The organism is Haloferax sp. S1W, from assembly GCF_044593955.1.
In the GTDB taxonomy this organism is placed as follows: Archaea; Halobacteriota; Halobacteria; order Halobacteriales; family Haloferacaceae; genus Haloferax.
In genome coordinates, this window is sequence record NZ_CP172595.1 from 2,995,295 (window position 1) to 3,013,193 (window position 17,899).

The following is a 17,899-nucleotide window of genomic DNA, read 5'->3' on the forward strand; positions in this document are numbered from 1 at the left end:
AGATTGATAATTAGTAGGGGAGAAAACCAAACATATGTAATTTTATTGTTCCGGATTGTCATATTTGCCGCCACCATATAAGTGATGTGTGACTTGGAGTGTCATCGTCCACCTTCCGAACGCAACCCTTACCGCTGCGCTCGCGGAACGGCCACCCATGCGCGACCACTTCGAAATCCGTGACGGGGACCTCGCTGGGCGCATTGGCCGTCTCGAGGTTCCCCGCGCGGGGGTCACTGTCGAGACACCGGCCCTCCTGCCGGTCGTCAACCCGAACATCATCACGATTCCGCCCGAGCGACTCGAATCCGAGTTCGGCGCGGAGATTCTCATCACGAACTCCTACATCATCAAGAAAAACGACCACCTGCGAGAGGAGGCACTCGACGTAGGGCTCCATGAGATGCTGGATTTCCACGGTGCTATCATGACCGACTCGGGGTCGTTCCAACTCGCCGAATACGGCGAAATCGACACGACAACCGAGGAGATTCTGCAGTTCCAACACGATATCGGCACGGACATTGCAACGCCCGTCGACATCCCGACGCCGCCAGATGTCGCCCGTGAGCAGGCCGAAGAAGAACTCGAAGTCACGAAGCAGGCCATCGCCGACGCCGAGGCAGCAGACACGGGCGAGATGCTCGTCAACGGGCCCGTACAGGGCTCGACCTACCCGGACCTCCGCGAGGAGGCTGGTCGCCACGCCGCTGCTTCCGACCTCGACGTGTTCCCTGTCGGTGCAGTCGTCCCGATGATGAACGCCTACCGCTACGCCGACATGGTGGACGCCGTCGCGGCTGCCAAGCGCGGACTCGGCGTTGATGCTCCCGTCCACCTCTTCGGTGCGGGCCACCCGATGATGCTCGCGCTCGCCGTCGCACTCGGCTGTGACCTGTTCGACTCCGCAGCCTACGCGCTGTACGCCCGCGACGGGCGCTATCTCACGGTCCGCGGGACCGAACACCTCGAAGACCTCGAATACTTCCCGTGTACCTGCCCCATCTGTACGGAGTACTCTCCCGACGACCTCCGCGAAACGCAAGGCGACGAACAGGAGCAACTGCTCGCCGAACACAACCTGCACGTCACCTTCGCCGAACTCCGGCGCATCAAACAGGCCATCCGCGACGGCGACCTGATGGAACTCGTCGAGGAACGCGCGCGCTCGCATCCCGCGATGCTCGACGGCTACCGTACCCTCCTCGACCACGTCGACCAACTCGAACGCGAGGACCCGGCATCGAAGGGCGCGTTCTTCTATGTCTCCAACGAGAGCGCCTTCCGACCCGAAGTCGCCCGTCACCACGACCGGATGGACCGCCTGACCGCCGAAGGCGACGTGCTTCTCACCGAGGGCGGCACGCCGTCGAACGACGAGTTCGACGCAGTCTGGCGGGTCGTCCCGCCGTTCGGTCCGTTCCCGCGAGCGCTCTCGGAGACCTACCCGCTCACGGCTGAGGTGCCGGAGCGACTGGACCGCGACGCCTACGAACAGGCCGCTCGCGGCGTCGCCCGTCTGGCCGAAGAGAACCCCGACGCGTCACTCACGCTCGCGCACAACGACTGGCCCGCATCGGCGCTCGAACTCGTCCCCGACTCGGTGGATACGGAGTCGCTCACGGCGGTTACCGAGCGACTGGCCGAGGAAGCGATGGCCGACGGAAGTCCCGTCGAGCCCGACAGCGACACAGAGCGGTAACCCGTTCATCGTCCGACCAGGACGCCACTATCGGTCGATGGGCTTAGGTTCTCCCGACGTGTCACCAGAGACGATGGAGGCTGTCCTCTGGTACGTACTCACCGGCACGCGCGGTGGCGAGAACCGCGTGCGCATTCTCCGTACTATCGAGTCACAGCCACAAAACGCGAATCAACTCGCCGAGGAACTCGACCTCGACTACAAGACCGTCAGACACCACCTCGATGTCCTCATGGACAACAACGTCGTCCAGCGGAGCGGCGACGATTACGGCGCGGTGTATCTCCCTTCGGGGCGGTGCCGCGCGAACTGGGAGATGGTCGAGCAGATAATCGAGCAAATGGACTGAATATGGAGAGATTTGGGAAAGTGTATATCTGGCTGACGGGGGAAGGGATGAACGAATGAGCATCTGGGTTGATGTCGCGCGGGTCGCCGCCGCGGTCAACGTCGTCGTCCTCCTCGTCCTGTCGGCGATTTGGGCGCGGAACTACGTGACCTTCAGGTCTAAGCACGCGCTCGGCCTCCTCGTGTTCGGGGTGTTCCTCCTCGCGGAGAACGCGCTGGCACTCTACATGTACCTTCTGGACCCCACGCTGTCGGGGTGGTTCAACACGGCCGTGCCCGTCATCGTCTGGCGACTCATGTTGCTCCTCCACGTCTTCGAGACAATCGGTCTCGCGTTCCTCGCGTGGATTACGCTCGACTGAGAGAACAGAGGCCACGCGCACACGGGATTTAGACGACGCCGCGACGGAACTCAGTCGTTGGACTTCCGCTCGTGGGTCGGGTGTTCCGAGATGAAGACGCTCGTGTGGTCCGGAATGTCCTCTGTGACCCACGAGTTCGCGCCGATACTCACGTGGTCGCCGACCGTGACCGCGCCCAGAACTTTCGTTCCGGCACCGATGACGACGCTGTCACCGATGTCGGGGTGGCGTTTGTACCCCTTTTTCAGCATGTGTTCTTCGTTCTCTTCTTCCTCGAAGTGGAGCGCGCCGAGCGTCACGTCCTGATAGATACGTGCCCAATCGCCAACAGTCACCGTCTCGCCGATGACGACGCCGGTTCCGTGGTCGATAAAGAAGTAGTCACCAATCTGCGCGCCGGGGTGGATGTCGATGCCCGACTCCATCTTCGCGTACTCGGTCAACTCGCGGGCGTACTCGGGCGCACCGGCGTTGTAGAGGACGTGCGCGACTCGCTGGACGACGATGGCCTGTAAGCCGGGGTACGACCGGATAATCTCGACGTAGCTCCGCGCGGCCGGGTCGCCTTTGTACGCCGCCTCAACGTCCTTCTTGAGCGTCTCTCGAACGTCGGGGAGGCGTTCGAGGAGCGTTTCGACCATCTCGGCGGGGTCGCCCGCGCCGTCGGTTTCGGCGGTTTTCTCCCCGGACATCTCTTGCAGGTAGGGTGCGATACCGCGGTAGCAGAGCGACGCGAACTCCGCGACGGTCTCTTTGAGCGCCGATTCGTCTTCGACGAGTTCTCCGCCGTTCCAGGCACGCGGGAAGATGAGTCGTTTCAGCAGGTGTACGTCCTCGCGCAGGTGCTCGCGTCGGGGGAACACGAGCGACGTTTCGGTCGGGAAGGGGTCGGTGTCCTCCTGATAAGAGGCAAAGAGGTCACGGTGGGCGTCACCGGTGTAGGTGTAGGACATTGGATGGTACTAGTTGGGTGTTACGCGTATTTATTATCTGTTCGTTAGCCTCCTTAGTCACCACCATAACACACACAACAGCGACTGTTGCGGACGCTCCTTTTGCTGTACCTGCGGGCACAAACCGCCCGACTGGGGCGACATCGGGGAGAGAATTGGGTGACAGTTCGGAAAATTTCCTTTAGTATCTTCGACCCGGATTCAGACATGCGACGCACACTCGCACTGTTGATGGTACTCGTCGTGGCTGTCGGGGGCATCCCGACGGCTGTGACGGCACAAGAGGAGACGGCGACCGTCTCCTTCGAAGACCAAACGACCGCTGGAACGACCGTAACAGTTGACTCCGTGACTCTGCCCGAGGGTGGCTTCGTGACGATTCACGACGCCTCGCTCTCCGATGGCCACGTCCTCGGGAGCGTCGTCGGTTCGTCGACGTACCTCGAAGCGGGGACGCACGAGAACGTCACCGTCCGCCTCGACGAACCGATAGGCGAGTCGGGAACCTTCGTCGCCATGCCGCACAAAGACACCGACGGTGACCGCGTCTACTCGTTCGTCGCCGGAAACGGCGAGGCTGACGGCCCCTACACCGCCGATGGTGGAGCGGTCGTCGCCGAGGCGATGGTGAACGCGAGCGCGTCCGTCTCGATGTCCGACCAGCCGACGACCGGCGACACTGTCGTCGTCGACCGCGTCGAACTCTCGCAAGGTGGCTTCGTGACGATTCACGACGCGACAGTCACCGACGGTGAAGTCTTCGAGAGCATCCGCGGCACCTCCGCGTACCTGCCCGCTGGTGTCCACGAGAACGTCCGCGTCGAGTTGGACACGCCCGTGACCGAGAACACGACGCTCGTCCCGATGGCACACAGAGACACCGACGGTGACGAGACGTACACCTTCCCGGAATCGGAAGGCGAGAACGACGGTCCGTACACCGCTGACGGCAGCGCCGTCGTCGATACAGCGATGGCGATGCCCTCGGACACGGCGAACATCGAATACAGTGAGCAGGCCACCGGTGGCTACTCCATCGTCGTCGACTCCGCGTACCTCCCTGAAGGCGGCTTCGTCACCGTCCACGACGGAACCGTCACCGAGGGTGAGGTGTTCGAGAGCATCCGCGGCACCTCCGCGTACCTCGAACCCGGCCTGCACCGCGACGTGCGGGTTACGCTCGACGCCCCGCTGAACGAGACGACGACCGTCGTCCCGATGGCACACAAGGATACCGACGGTGACGAGACGTACACCTTCCCGGAATCGGAAGGTGAGAACGACGGTCCGTACACCGCTGACGGCGGTGCAGTCATCGACAGCGGCAACGCCACCGTCTCCGCGAGCGTCTCGTACAGTCCCAAAGCATCCAACGGAATGACCGTCACTGTCGACCGCGTCGAACTCTCCGAGGGCGGCTTCGTCGTCATCCACGACCCCGCGCTCTCCGGCGGTGCAGTCTTTGACAGCGTCATCGGCGCTTCGGAGTACCTCTCCGCTGGCGTCCACGAGGACGTGACGGTGACGCTCGACGAGCCGATGCGCTCCTCGCAGGTCCTCACGCCCATGGCACACAAGGACACCGACGGCGACGAGATGTACACCTTCGACGAATCCGAAGGTGAGGCCGACGGTCCCTACGTGGCGAACGGCGGCGCAGTCGTCGATACCGGGGACACCACGGTCAACGCCGTGGTGACCGCAGCAGACCAGTCCGGTGACGGGACGACCGTGATGGTCGATTCGGTCACGCTCCACGACGGTGGCTTCGTGACGATTCACGATGCGACGGTCACCGACGGCGAGGTGTTCGAGAGCATCCGCGGCACCTCGACGTACCTCGGCCCCGGCACGCACGAGAACGTCGAAATCACGCTCGATACGACGCTCGAAGCGTCTGGGACGCTCGTCCCGATGGCGCACAGAGACACCAACGGGAACGAGGCCTACGACTTCCTGACGAGTGACGGCGCAGACGATGGCCCGTACGTCGCCTCCGGCGGTGCAGTCGTCGATACGGCTGACTACACGGTCGAAGGCATGGAGACCGAGATGGACTCCGACGAAGAGATGGACTCCGGTACGGAAACCATGGCTGACGACCAGACGACCGAGGCGATGGGCGACTCGGAGATGACAGACGAGTCCAATACCGACGTGCCCGGCTTCGGCATCGCCGTCGCGCTCGTGGCGCTCGTCGCCGCGGCGCTTCTGGCGCGTCGCCGCTAACTCCGCTGACGCAACCTCTCCGCCCGTTTTTTCGTACGCCGCGCGGGCGCCCACCGGCCACCACCCACACAATCCGGGCAGCGCACTCCCCTCCCCGTCCGGGCAGTAGGCCCTTCCAACCTCGGGGATCTCCCTCCCCGGGAGCCAACGCCCCTCCCCCGCGCGGCACCAGCCCCGTTTGGGGCTTTTTTGATGCGCGTCGAGCAGTCAGATATTGTCTCCAATTTGAAAATTTAATACTGAGAGTTCAGTTACTCTCGCCATGCCCTCCAGACGTGCGATTCTCGCTGCACTCGGTCTCGGTGTCGCCCAATTTGCTGGGTGTGGGGGTCGTCAGTCGAATACGACCACCCACTCAAACACGTCGACTCAGTCACGGACAGCCACTCACTCTCCCACTCCGTCTGACACGCCAACCGCGACACCGGAAGAGACGCCGCGAAACGTGCAGTGCGACCGCCGCTGGGACCAGCGCAACGTGTGGACGTTCGGCGAACTACAGGAGTTTTCGGCCATTGCCGCTGGGCCGACTGCCGTCTACACCGCCACGGAAAACGCACTCTTCGCGCTCGAGGCATCGACGGGCCAACAGCGCTGGCGAACGCCGAACGAGCCAATTGCGGATTCGTTTCACCCTAGCCGTCTGATTGTGGCCGGAGACTGGGTGCTCGCCGTCGGGCGCAGACACCTCGTTGCCCTCGATAGGACGACTGGTCGACAGGAGTGGTCCTTCACCGCACCCGGAAAAGAGATGACCACCTCGATTATGGAGCAGGCGATTACGGTCGTTGGTGAAACGGTCTATGCTGGTGTCGTGAATACCGACCGCCCGTCGTTCGAGCCTGAGAACCCGTACAGCCGGATATACGCCTTCGATATTGCGACCGGCACCCATCGGATCGTTCGTGAGTTCTCACCGGACAGTCAATTTCCGAGGTATCTGACTGGAGACAAGCGAGGGCTGTACTGTGCGGTCGGTGGGCGACTCATTGCACTCGCAGACGACGGAACAACCCAGTGGAACAGTCGTGGAGTCGATGATGAGTATTCCATGTCTGCGCTCTCAGAGGGGGTGGTTCTTGCCTCGGATGGGGAGACGATGACCGCGTTCGATGCGACGACTGGACAGCAGTTGTGGCACGACGCGGCACTTCGGGGGAACGTCGCAGTTTCAGACGGAGTCGGATACGCGACAGCAAAAACGATTCCCGAGGGGAATGGACAGGTTACAGCGTTCGACCCGGAAACTGGCACACACTACTGGGAGGCAACGACACGTGGACGGGGCAGTCCGCTGGCCCTCTCCAGTGACGCGGTCTTTCTGTCGGTAACCAGTTCGGACGGACGATTTCTCACTGCGTTCGATTCCGAGCGAGGGTGTCGTCTCGGCTCGTTCGATTTTTCGTCCGATAGTAGCCCACCGGTTGTCGGTGCTGGCCGAGTGTCAGCTATCAGCCGAAGTGGGGGCACAGACACGCTCCTGTCGTTCAAACTTCCGTAGTGCGTCTCCTGAGCGTTCACTTCGACGACCGCATCCGACTCGCGTAGTTCTCCTATTCGAGTAAGTCGATTCCCCGCTCGACGACCGCATCGGTGACAAAGAGACTCGTTTCAGACTGAAGTGTCCGCACCAACTCGGCAGCATCGTCCTTTTCGAGATGTCCGTACGAATATGCAAGTGCGATAATGTCGCGCGAGCTTCGACACCCTATTGAGTAATATCTTCGAGCCGACTTTCTTCTTCCTCTATTAGGGCCTCGGGTGACGGGATTTCATCTGCGTTTTTATTTAATGCGTCTAAGACCTCATCCGCTTGGAACTCTCGGTACCGTTCCTTCTGAGTCCGTTCCCGGAGAACACCGTCATCTTCCAGTATAGCTATCGCTTGATTCGCGGCCGGATACGACATGTCGATCATCTCCGCTGCACGGTTAACTGTGAATACAGGCTCGGTGAATATCTCCTTGAGAAGAGCCTTTACAGACGGACGAGCATCGGCGTACTTCTCCTGATACTGCTTGTGAAGGTGAAGGAGGAGTTTCGCTCGGCTAAACGCCTCGCTTGCCTGCTCTTTGATGCCTGTGAGGAAGAACAGTAGCCATTCGTTCCATTCTCCCTCCTCGCTAACCGCCAAGAGCCGATCCGTATATTCGTCTCGATTCCGACGAATGTAGGAACTGAGATAGAATAGCGGATGGAGTAAGATATCCGACGCCATTAGCAACAGCACAATAAGTAGACGGCCGACGCGACCGTTTCCGTCGACGAACGGATGGATTGTTTCGACCTGGTAATGAAGAATACCGATATCGATCAGGTCGGGGTATGCCCCCTCAGACTGCATATATTCCTCAAAGTTTTCCATTCTCGACGCTGCGATTTCGGCTTTCGGAGGAGCGAAACGAACTCGCGTTCCAATACCAGTCGATTCATCAATCCACGCGTAGCTTGGTCGAAACTCTCCCGGAAGCGGGTCTTCTTCGTCGCTCCGCCCCTTTTCCATCAGTTCTCTGTGCAGGTCTTTCAACAACTTATTCGAGAGGTTCTCTCGGGAGCGTCCTGTTTTTGACAGCTTCTTCGCCGCCTCGTTCAGGGCGAATGCGTAATTCCGTGCCTCACGGACATCTTTCGAATCCTCCCCTTCCTCATACATATCTGAAACCGTGACGCGGGTTCCCTCAACTTGTGAAGACTGCTCGGCCTCCTTGTACACGAAAAGGCCGAAGACGGCTTCGGGGTTCTCAATTTCACTCCAGAATCCATCAAGCCGACCAAGTGAGTGCATCGCACGGCCATAGGCCTGAATTACGTCATCCGATAGCTCAATCTCTGGCGGCAATTTGTTTGGCTTGTAAAACTTGGAGAACGGAACGCCTGAGCTCGAATCGACCGGCCGGTATACCCCGGGAGCAGGCGTATCTACGAGATACCCGTCTTTCATTAGCTATCTGTCTCACTGTTCTAAGTAAAAGGTTGTGTAAAATCGTTTCCCTAGACGCTCTGTCTTGTGCCTGCGTAAATGATCTACAGAGATTGTTTTTCTAGACAGCCCAAATCATACCTGAGTAAACCTTCCCGACGAGTGTTTTTCTAAACGCTCTATGCTATGGCTGAGAAAACGATTTCTCCGCACGGTTTGCTTAGAATGACGGATTACGTCTGAATAAACTAGCCTGGGAGTCTCTTTTCTAAGTACGTGCTCGCATCTAGTGGATGACTTCGAACAGTTCGAGGCTGTCGACTTCAGAAAGGTGAATCAGCGGTCCGGTATCGGAAACCGCACAGACACTGGCTACGCGTTGAGTCCCCATTCAACGTCCTCATCTATAGCCTGCATCTCGCGGTCTGCACGTTGGACCTTCTCGCGTCCAACACGTTCGATTGCTTCCTCTCGACCGATCTTTCCGTTCACGTATTCTTCGAGCGTTACCTCTTCCCAGAGGTCAGCAAGCCCGCGTTCGAGCGCTTGCTCGAATACTGTTGATTCCGGGAGTCCCGAGCAGCGGCGATATCACGGATTCGGTCGGAGAGGTCTGCGGCCATACGCGCACATCGTGCGTCAACGGATAAAAAGTCCACTCCGACCGCACCTCCGAAAGGCGAGCGTCGTGTTCACTTCGACGACTGCATCCGACTCGCGTAGTCCCACGTGTGAAGCTTCGTGGGTCGAATCCGAATCGTCACCTCGTCGCGCTCGGGCGAGAGCAATCGCTTCGTCAGTGGCGTCTCGTCGTCGCCGAGGTAGCGACCGATGAGTCGTCGAAGGACCGTCTTTTCTGCGTCGGGTTCGATAGTCGCGGTCCCGCGACCCCGCACACCGCGGTAGGGTGGGTCGTTCGTCGACACCTCGAACGCAACGTCGTCGTGAGTGCGGAGGAATCTGACCACGTCGGCGTCAGCAGACGTCGCACACCGGAGTTCGGATTCCTCGATGTCCCACTCGTACCACAGCGAGAGCATCCAGAGGTCGTCTGCCGAAGTTCGACACGAGAGTCGAAGCGGAATCGTCGTCTGTGTGAGGAACTCGTCGGTGCGCTCGCGCGACCACGGACCGGAGGGTTCGAGGGAGGCCATGCTATGTCCTTGGTGGGCCAGCAGGTAAGGGGTAGTGGCTCTAGGGGTGCGTGGTGGCGCGCCCGAGACGTGTCGAGCGCGAACCTTAGCGGAGCCCGACGAAGCCGTCCCGCGTCTGCACGATGACCGTCCCGTTCGAAATCATCGGGCCGAAACGCGGTGTGCCCGGAAGCGCCGTCTGGTGGGAAACAGTACCGTAGTCGGCATCGACGACAGCGAGTCGATGCTGGTACTGGTCGTCGTCTTCGACAGAGACGCCGACGTAGAGGGAGCCGTCACATAGCGTCGCCGCCGTCAGGCCGCTTGCGTCGGGATGGATGTCGAGGCAATCGAGCGACCACTCCCGACTCCCATCGTCCGCACGGTGTGCTTCGAGTTTCACTCCAGACCGCGTTAGATACACGTATCCGTCGGCGACGGCGGCGATGTGGGCGGTACCTTGTCGCCTCCGAACCCACTGTGGGCCGGAATCATCTTCGAGGTCGTAGCTCAGTACCCGTCCGTCGTGTCTGGCGGTATAGAGCACCCCGTCGTGGAGGACCGGTGCAGTCGCCATCGCCTTTGACCCACCGTCCCAACTGGTGACTTCCCACCGAAACTCGCCGGTCTGCGTATCGAAGACGACAAAGCCGTTTATCGTCGGGTGAACGAGCGTACGGGGCGTCACGGCCGGTGGAAAGAGATTGTGTCTTCCTCCGAAGCGGGTCTTCCATTTGGTTTCACCGTCCGGTGTGAACGCGTACGCCGCAGCGGTGGACCTTCCTGTGGAAGTCGCCATATGAACGAGGCCGCCCGCAACAACCGGCTGTAGGGGCGGGTAACCCGCTCCACCTTTTTCCCACGACCACAGCTGTTCGCCGCTTCTGAAGTTCGACGCGTCTAGTTGCGTCCCATCGGTTGTCTCGGGATGGGAGAATAGGTAGTCGCCCGCAGCGACTGGCGTGTGTTTTATCCCCGGCCTACTGAACGAGCCGTACGACTCGCCTCCGTGGGTCGTGAAGAGTTCGAAATTGGTCCGCGACCGGGTGGTCGAGTTCTTCCCTCCGACGACCAACCCGTTCGCCACGACCGGCACTGGATTGTCGGGGACGAACGTCCCGTCGAGCGACATCGGTGCCTTCCAGACGATATCGAACGAGGTGGGGTCCCGAGGGGCGTTCTGTACTGGCGGATGCCGGTTGTTCGTCGCGTCGTAGTTCGGGTGGCTCCAGTCGGTCGGAGCGATAACCGGGGCCGAAGCCGTTTCAGCGCGTTCGAAATCGTCACCGACGACGTAGCCGCCGATAGAGCCGACAGCGAGGCCACCTCCCAAAAGCGAGAGGGTGCGTCGACGTGAGAGTGTGGAGGGCTCTGACATCGGTGACCCATAGATGCAGTGACATGAATGTCCTGCGGTTCGCGCCCGCGGAAGGCAAGATAATTGCCCATCGGGGGCCGAAAGCGGGTATGACCGATTACTTCGAGGTTCACGCGCGCGACGGCGCCGCCCGAGTCGGGGAGCTTCGGCTCTCGGACCCGGTGACGACGCCAGCGCTCGTGGACGACGTTCTCTCGGACGCCGGTAGCCTCTGGGCTGCCGAGCGCGACATGCCCGAGGGGTCCGACGACGTACTCACGGTGCTTCCGCACCGGTCGCTTCCCGCCGGAAGCGCAGACGAGATTCGAGAGTCGTTCTCTGTCGACTACCCGGACGTTGACTTCCCGTCCGTGGCGACCGTCACCGCCGACACCGCCGGTGACTACGGTGCAGACGCGTACATCCTCTCGGACGCACAGGGGTTCGTCGGCCACGCGCGGGCCTTCCGAGATGCAATCGTCGAAGCGAAATCGAAGCTCCCGGCCGACACGGCGCTCATGCTCTCGGGTGTCGCCACGCCGCGAAATGTCGCGGTGCTCGCGTACGCCGGTGTGGACCTGTTCGACGAGAAACTCGCACGGGCCCGCGGTCTCGAAGGCTTCTATCTCACGACCGACGGCGAGTACTTCCTCGAAGACCTCGACGAGTTCCCGTGTGCCTGTGCGGCGTGTCAGAAGGACGCTTCGGAGTTCACCCGTGCGGACGCGGCCGACCACAACGTCAACGCGCTTCGGGCGGAGCTTGCGAGAGTTCGTCGTCGCATTCGGGATGGGCGACTCCGCGACTACGTCGAGGGACAGGCCCGCCACGAGCAGTGGCTGACCGCCGCGTTCCGGCGGTTCGACCAGCAGTACACCTACATGGAAGAACGGACGCCCGTGGTCCGGGATTCGGAACTCGCGGCCGCGTCCGAGGAGTCCATCGACCGCGTGGAAATCCAGCGGTTCGCCGACCGCGTGACAACCCGGTACAAAAACCGGTTCGACAACCCGCTCGTGTTGCTTCCGTGCTCGGCGAAAAAGCCCTACAGCGAGTCCCAGAGCCACCGGCAGTTCCACGAGGCGGTTCAGTACCGCGCCCACATGGTGTCGATGACGTCGCCTATCGGCGTCGTTCCACAGGAACTGGAGCTTACGTACCCGGCTCAGCACTACGACTCGGTCGTGACCGGCGACTGGTCCGAAGACGAGAAGACATTCGTCGCAGAGGTGCTGCGCCGCTATCTGAAGCGCAACGACTACTCGCGAATCATCGCACACCTGCCACCGGGTGCGTACACCGAAATCGTCGAGCGCGTCGAAGCAGACCTGGGCCTCGACGTGGAGTACACTGTCTCCGAACACCCGACGACAACCGAATCTATTGGCAATCTCATGCGGACGCTCGACGGTGAGCCGAAGTTCTCGCGGACGGAGCGCGAACATAACGTCGTCAAAGCTCTCGCTGACTTCCAGTTCGGGCCGGGTGCTGGCGACGAACTCTTCTCGAACGTCGAGTTGGAGATGACGAGTCGCTACCCCAAGCTACAGGTCTGGAACGACGCGGGCGAGCAGTTGGCGACGATGGTGCCGCAGTACGGCGTCCTCTCGTTTACCCTCGAAGGGGCGAAAGTGTGGCGCGACAGCGACGCACCGACGAAGACCGTCGAAATCGACGGGTTCGTTCCCCACGGGTCGGTTCTCGCACCCGGCATCGTCGATGCGGATTCGGACATCCGCCCCGGCGACGAGGTGGTTGTCGAGGGGCCGCGCGCGTTCGCTGTCGGCCGCGCGGAGATGAGCGGTCCGGAGATGGTTTCGTCGACGCGCGGCGTCGGCGTCGAGATTCGCCACGTCGAAGAGACGTAGGGACGGTCCCCGTACGGCCCGACTCTGGAATCTCACCCTGACTCAGGAGTCGTTCGCAGTTCTATACTTTCCCGGCCGTTCGAGTGGCGTTTTTTCACCGATCTCGCTATCTGCTCATAATCGTCTCTCGTTACCACTCTCATACCTAAATTATCAAATACGATATCTGATATGTACTGGTATACAAATTCTCTAATCCTTCGTATAAGGTGGTCTAAATGGGCCATTTACGGGGTTTTCTGAGAAGCAAATTCCTCTGTGATTATCAAAATATCCAATCTTTAAATACCATAGCCGGGCAACACCTTGTGTGATGTCAGGAGGAAACGAGGGGACGGAGGGTCTACTCGATGAACTACCCCACGACGGTGCGGTCGATTGGACGATTGTTCGGTCGTTGCTCTCGGCGAACGACTCCACGTCGAGCGCGTTGGAGTCACATTTGATGCAACTTCACTACCACGATGGCGGTGACGACATCGCGATGACAACGACCCAACAGTATCTCGACGAGGCGATTGCACAGCACGAGCGCATCCTCGAAGACCTTCGTCTCGCACAGGAGGCACTCGAAAACCGAGGTTGACATCCTCCCCGCGCTAAAGCGCGAGGATTCCTCCGTTGGGGGTTCGGCTACCGACCCACGGAGGCAACTTGCGGGTTTGTGCGCACTTCTTTGGGACTTTCGTGAGGGTGTGGTTTCCCCGACCAGTCGTGGTCGTCCCACTCGAATCGCACGGGCCGTGCCATCGGCCTGAGTTCCGTATCGCTGTTTTCTCGAAGGAACGTCTCTGACGCCGTGAGGTCGGCGTGCCCCTCGAATCCACACGGACACGTCAGCGTCTCCTCGTGTCGAACCGTCTTCTCGTGGTCGCCGCACTCGGGACACGTCTGACTCGTCCACGCTTCCGACTTGACTTCGAGAGAGATTCCGTACTCCTCACAGACGCACGCGAGACGGTGGATGAACTTCTTGAACGCCCAGAAGTTGTGCGTCTTCTCGTTCACCCTGACCGACCAGTGCGTTTCCAGCACGTCGGTCAAATCACCTACGTACACCGTCGCCACGCCCTCGTCGTACAGCCGTTCAACGAGGTCGCGTACCAGCGTGTTCTGTGCGTGGTCACGGCGCTTCGTCCGCTGTCGGTACAGCCGTCGAATCCGATTCGAGGAGTAGCGCCTCTCTCGGAGTCGTCCGGAAGACTCCGTCTTCCGTGATTCCGAGAGACTTCGTCTCTCGGGCAATTTCGACTGTAGACGGGCGATTTCGTCGGTCGTCTCGTGGAACCGTCCGAACAACTCCCGACCGTCGTAGAGGTACTGGTTCCCAGTGGTCGTGGAACAGGCGACGAGATTGTTCGCGCCAACGTCGAGGGCGGCTTCGTGAGAAGCCAGTGGTGAATCCAGTCGAGAATCAGGGACGGTGACTGGTTGGAAAGCCCTGAACGTGTCGTTCACCTCGTCGTACTCAAGTTCCAGACGACCCTGTTTGCCGTCCCACTTCGGGTTGCCTCGGACTTCGAGGCGGAGTCGTTCGTGGTAGCCGAGTCCGTATTCGTCTTTCAGTTCTTGCCCGACAGGGATTTCGAGACGGCTACGCTTGCCCCACTGAATCGTGTACTGGTTGTTTCGGATGTAGGTACGGAGTTCGCGTCCGTCCTCCTCGTTGCCCCAGTACGACGGCGGGTTGGCGTACTCGCCTTTCTCCTTGAGGGCGAAGAACGACCGCCACGCTTCGCTGTTCTTGCGCGTGACCTGTTGAACAGTCGCGCTTCCGACGACGCCGTTGTAGCGCCCTCGGTACTCGGAAGTGTCCCACACGTCGCCGTCACCGAAGTAGTTCTGACGGCGCTCGTAGGTGAGTTCGTTCCACAGAGAGGCGGAGGCGTCGAGTAGCCGTAGGAAGCACTCTTTGTCGTTCTCGGTCTGGGGGACGACCTCGAAGGTGTTGACGCGCTTCATATGTCCTCACCCTCCTGTTCAGCGATGTACTGTTCGACAGCGCCCTTCGAGGCGCTTCCCGCTGTTCCGACGTAGTACGAACGAGTCCACTTCACGCGGTCGTCGTACCGCTGGTTATACTTCCGCGCCGAGATGCCCTTCACCCAGTTGACGATGAGTGACGGGGCGTTCTTCGGTGGACTCCCGATGAACAGGTGTACGTGGTCGGGCATGACCTCGGACTCGGCCAGTTCGAGGCCCTTGTCTTCACAGATTTCCGCGAAGATGGCTTCGAGACGTTCCTTCGTCTTCCCCGTCAGGTGCGAACGCCGATACTGAGCGGAACCCTGTTCCGCGAGGTCAGCGGAATTTTCGATTCCGCCCGATTTCGGCACGAACACTATGTGGTAGTAGAGTTCGTATTTCGCGTGACGGGTACTCTTTACCATCTATGCATACTATCACTGCCAGACTGCTTAAAGGCTGCGTTGGAACCCCGTCTATGCCATCGTCAGCGGTTGAATACTGTTGGTCGGCTTCATCCCCGTCGCCAGATTACATCTGGCGGGCAACCAGAACGCAAAGCGTTCTGGTGACGCCCTGAAGGGCGAGGCTTTCGCCTCGAATTTTCCGTAAGTTGACTCAAAACCCGGACATAAGCTGAGAGTCCCCAGGAGTGCCCTCGGACGAAACCGGCAGGCAGTTTAGATTGCCGACCTAACAGGGTTCTACTGGGTAAATCCGCTCGTGTAGCATTCCTATATGGGTTGCTTATTTAACGCAGGATGTTGACTTTCGTCCATGAAGTTGGCCGTTCCAACCGACTTCGATATACTGGAGGCTCTCTCTGACGGGAGGCGAAACACCGCCGTAAATCTCTCGTATATCTTAGACAGGAACCGCTCGTACATCAACACCAGACTCCCGATTCTGGCGGACTACGGCCTGCTAGACCGGGTCGGCCCCGCTCCGAATTCCGGGCTGTACGAAATAACCGAGAAAGGGAAAATCGTGGCCGGGCACCGCGACCAGTACCGAACCGAAGGCGTCGACTTCGACGAACTCGTCGAATCCAAACTCCGGGCACGGACCGACGAGCAGACTGGCGAATAGCGTCTCCGACCGCGCACCACACCGGAGGCTGGAACGGCCTTCGGAGGCACCCCGGTGCGTTTTTTTCTCTCTCGTTTTGCGTAGTCGCTGCTAGTCGTCGCCACGAGCGACTGCACTGTTGTGGTTGGCCTGTACCCTGCCGTGGCTGGTCTTTCCCCCCGAACCGTGAGCGGCGGTTTCACCGTTGGTTTGACAGTGGCTCGCGTTGATACGTTCCTGTACAATAATGAGTATTCTTCGACAAAACCGAGAGACGACGAGAGTGTGCGTCCACGGCCACACCGAGGCGTGTCGAAGGAGCCACACTTTTCTACCGTTAGTATGTACTAGCAGGTGTCAGTTCGGTAGCTACGTATCTCTCACTCTATCATGAAACTCGTCGAACCCACTGACTTCGCCATTCTCGAGTATCTCGATTCGAACGGCCGAAACAACGCGGTCAACATCGGCGTCGCGCTCGACCAAAAGCGCGCATACATGAATACGCGACTCCGTGCGCTCGATGACTTCGGTTGTGTCACGAGAGTCGGCCCCGCCAAAAACTCGGGGCTGTACGAAATCACCGCGAAGGGGCGTGCAGCCCTCGACTATCGAGACGCGCAACACGACCCCGATGTGGACTTCGAGCAACTGATTTCGACAGCAGCACAGTCCGACGAGGACTCGTCGTACGACCACGTCTGAGTCCCCGTCGAGTGAGGGTGAGCGGGTGCTGTCGCCGCCTTTTTGCTATCTGGTCACGCATCGCACTCCATGGACGTAGAAGCGCTTTCGCTCGGCGTACCAAAGCCTATTCTCGACACACTCCCCGAATCGGATGGTGCTGCCGCACAGGATATGCAGAAAGCCGTCGAAGGACTCGAAGTCCGGCTTAACAGAGCAATAGCAGATGCCGACAGCGAGTCGGAGGCCGCCGCATACGTCGTCGACGCAATCGAGCGATTGGAAGCCCACTACGAGAAATACGACGAGTTCATTCCCGAACTCCGAGCGTGGGGTCAATCGCCGATTTACGCGATTGCGTGGCGAAACCTCCAGGGCGACCTGATTATACAACTGCAGGAGTACGATTGGCTCGCCCCGCACATCGACCGCGAGCGGAATCTTCGGCTGGTCGAAGACGGAATTCGGTTCGGGAAGCGATAGGGCTGACGCGGACCGTTTTCGTGGCAGATTGGTGTCGAAACGCTTTTTCGCCCCATTATATTGTATTAAATCTACAATAGTGTATATTGTGCTGAGAAATGGAGGGATTTTGGTTGTATCTGCTTGTTGACTCTAGGCTTATGGTTTTAGTTGTAGGAATTGGGGTGAAGTACATTTAATGTTCAAGTTATGATGTCGTATTATGCTGTTCTGTGGATGTTGAGGGCTATATGTGAATTATGCATTTCTGGTGGGTAGTGGCCAGCAAAAGCTAGAATTTGGAATACTTGTTGTGGGACACGATTGATTGAGGCTTGCTTCTAATATACAATTCTACTCTCGGCAGCAGTAGTCGACACAGAGGGAGAGCGACCTAGGTATAACGACCATACGGGTGTTTTACTAACGGTTCGTGTGGTCTGTCTCGTCCAGCACGGTCCGCTCGCAACCGGCGCTAGTCGTTGAGACCGTACCAACCGAAATACGCGACGCTGACTGCGACGACGGACGAGATAATGTGCATCTGGTTGGAGGACCAGAGGAGGGCACCGAGGACGACCCAGAACGCGACCAAGACCGCCGCCTGTGAGGCTTCGTCGCGTCGCCACGAGGTGTACGTCGTAACGAGACCTGCGATGCCTGGGAGACCCAGTGTCGGCTCTCCGAGGCCGATGACACTGTAGAGGATTACACCGCCCGACACGCACGCGGCAGCTGTCCATCTGACGCGAGAGGGAACCTTCATCACCATACTGAACACCTCCTTCGTCGAGGCGTCGCTGGTCGCTTCGATCCGGGGTGTGGCTGACAGTCGAGACGTATCGTAC

General features: G+C 59.7%; 17 protein-coding genes. 10 read left to right on the forward strand and 7 right to left on the reverse strand.

From position 1 onward, the window contains the following. Positions 1-157 precede the first annotated feature (157 nt). The 3 genes from tgtA (at position 158) to ACH9L7_RS15660 (ending at position 2,412) form a co-directional block, all read left to right on the forward strand. Complete coding sequence (gene tgtA, locus ACH9L7_RS15650; protein WP_396613299.1) at positions 158-1,702, forward strand: tRNA guanosine(15) transglycosylase TgtA; 1,545 nt, start codon at positions 158-160, stop codon at positions 1,700-1,702. Positions 1,703-1,775: 73 nt separating this feature from the next. Further along, the gene (locus ACH9L7_RS15655) at positions 1,776-2,051 is read left to right on the forward strand and encodes a winged helix-turn-helix domain-containing protein (RefSeq protein ID WP_396613300.1); all 276 of its coding nucleotides are present in this window, start codon (positions 1,776-1,778) and stop codon (positions 2,049-2,051) included. Between the two features lie 55 nt (positions 2,052-2,106). Next, a complete protein-coding gene (locus ACH9L7_RS15660) occupies positions 2,107-2,412 on the forward strand; it encodes a hypothetical protein (RefSeq protein WP_396611613.1) in 306 nt (101 codons plus the stop codon). Between the two features lie 50 nt (positions 2,413-2,462). Here the strand turns inward: ACH9L7_RS15660 and epsC are convergent, their stop codons facing one another. After that, positions 2,463-3,365, reverse strand: a complete 903-nt coding sequence (epsC, locus tag ACH9L7_RS15665) for a serine O-acetyltransferase EpsC (RefSeq protein WP_396611614.1) — start codon at positions 3,363-3,365, stop codon at positions 2,463-2,465. Between the two features lie 231 nt (positions 3,366-3,596). Here epsC and ACH9L7_RS15670 point away from each other — a divergent pair, with 231 nt between their 5' ends. Together ACH9L7_RS15670 and ACH9L7_RS15675 are read left to right on the forward strand one after the other, a co-directional pair. Further along, positions 3,597-5,594, forward strand: coding sequence for a PGF-CTERM sorting domain-containing protein (locus tag ACH9L7_RS15670; protein WP_396613301.1), 1,998 nt, complete (start codon positions 3,597-3,599; stop codon positions 5,592-5,594). Between the two features lie 262 nt (positions 5,595-5,856). Further along, complete coding sequence (locus tag ACH9L7_RS15675; RefSeq protein WP_396611615.1) at positions 5,857-7,095, forward strand: PQQ-binding-like beta-propeller repeat protein; 1,239 nt, start codon at positions 5,857-5,859, stop codon at positions 7,093-7,095. Between the two features lie 207 nt (positions 7,096-7,302). On the opposite strand, the gene ACH9L7_RS15680 is transcribed toward ACH9L7_RS15675, so the two are convergent. From ACH9L7_RS15680 to ACH9L7_RS15690, 3 genes are all read right to left on the reverse strand, one after another. Continuing rightward, complete coding sequence (locus ACH9L7_RS15680) at positions 7,303-8,535, reverse strand: Fic family protein (protein WP_396611616.1); 1,233 nt, start codon at positions 8,533-8,535, stop codon at positions 7,303-7,305. A gap of 671 nt (positions 8,536-9,206) precedes the next feature. Next, positions 9,207-9,668 carry a pyridoxamine 5'-phosphate oxidase family protein gene (locus ACH9L7_RS15685; RefSeq protein WP_396611617.1) on the reverse strand — a complete coding sequence of 154 codons (462 nt, stop codon included), beginning with the start codon at positions 9,666-9,668 and terminating at the stop codon, positions 9,207-9,209. Positions 9,669-9,753: 85 nt separating this feature from the next. After that, a complete protein-coding gene (locus ACH9L7_RS15690) occupies positions 9,754-11,025 on the reverse strand; it encodes a PQQ-binding-like beta-propeller repeat protein (protein WP_396611618.1) in 1,272 nt (423 codons plus the stop codon). 89 nt (positions 11,026-11,114) lie between these two features. Between ACH9L7_RS15690 and arcS the strand changes: the two genes are divergently transcribed. Together arcS and ACH9L7_RS15700 are read left to right on the forward strand one after the other, a co-directional pair. Then, positions 11,115-12,872, forward strand: coding sequence for an archaeosine synthase subunit alpha (gene arcS, locus ACH9L7_RS15695; RefSeq protein WP_396611619.1), 1,758 nt, complete (start codon positions 11,115-11,117; stop codon positions 12,870-12,872). Positions 12,873-13,185: 313 nt separating this feature from the next. Next, the gene (locus tag ACH9L7_RS15700; protein ID WP_396611620.1) at positions 13,186-13,458 is read left to right on the forward strand and encodes a hypothetical protein; all 273 of its coding nucleotides are present in this window, start codon (positions 13,186-13,188) and stop codon (positions 13,456-13,458) included. A gap of 47 nt (positions 13,459-13,505) precedes the next feature. Here the strand turns inward: ACH9L7_RS15700 and ACH9L7_RS15705 are convergent, their stop codons facing one another. Both ACH9L7_RS15705 and tnpA read right to left on the reverse strand, forming a co-directional pair. After that, positions 13,506-14,834 (reverse strand): RNA-guided endonuclease InsQ/TnpB family protein, encoded by a 1,329-nt coding sequence (locus ACH9L7_RS15705; protein ID WP_396611621.1) that lies wholly within the window; start codon positions 14,832-14,834, stop codon positions 13,506-13,508. Further along, entirely contained in the window at positions 14,831-15,262 is a 432-nt protein-coding gene (tnpA, locus tag ACH9L7_RS15710; RefSeq protein ID WP_396611622.1) for an IS200/IS605 family transposase, read from the reverse strand. Before tnpA ends, ACH9L7_RS15705 begins: the two co-directional genes overlap by 4 nt. 352 nt (positions 15,263-15,614) lie before the next feature. On the opposite strand from tnpA, the gene ACH9L7_RS15715 reads away from it, so the two are divergent. The 3 genes from ACH9L7_RS15715 to ACH9L7_RS15725 all read left to right on the forward strand — a co-directional run bounded on the left by ACH9L7_RS15715 (position 15,615) and on the right by ACH9L7_RS15725 (position 17,072). Further along, complete coding sequence (locus ACH9L7_RS15715) at positions 15,615-15,926, forward strand: ArsR family transcriptional regulator (protein ID WP_396611623.1); 312 nt, start codon at positions 15,615-15,617, stop codon at positions 15,924-15,926. A 369-nt stretch (positions 15,927-16,295) separates the two neighbouring features. Continuing rightward, positions 16,296-16,610: an ArsR family transcriptional regulator gene (locus tag ACH9L7_RS15720; RefSeq protein WP_396611624.1), complete on the forward strand. Its 315-nt coding sequence runs from the start codon at positions 16,296-16,298 to the stop codon at positions 16,608-16,610. A gap of 69 nt (positions 16,611-16,679) precedes the next feature. Continuing rightward, a complete protein-coding gene (locus tag ACH9L7_RS15725) occupies positions 16,680-17,072 on the forward strand; it encodes a hypothetical protein (protein ID WP_396611625.1) in 393 nt (130 codons plus the stop codon). Positions 17,073-17,526: 454 nt separating this feature from the next. Here the strand turns inward: ACH9L7_RS15725 and ACH9L7_RS15730 are convergent, their stop codons facing one another. Beyond that, a complete protein-coding gene (locus ACH9L7_RS15730) occupies positions 17,527-17,817 on the reverse strand; it encodes a hypothetical protein (protein WP_396611626.1) in 291 nt (96 codons plus the stop codon). Positions 17,818-17,899 lie beyond the last annotated feature (82 nt).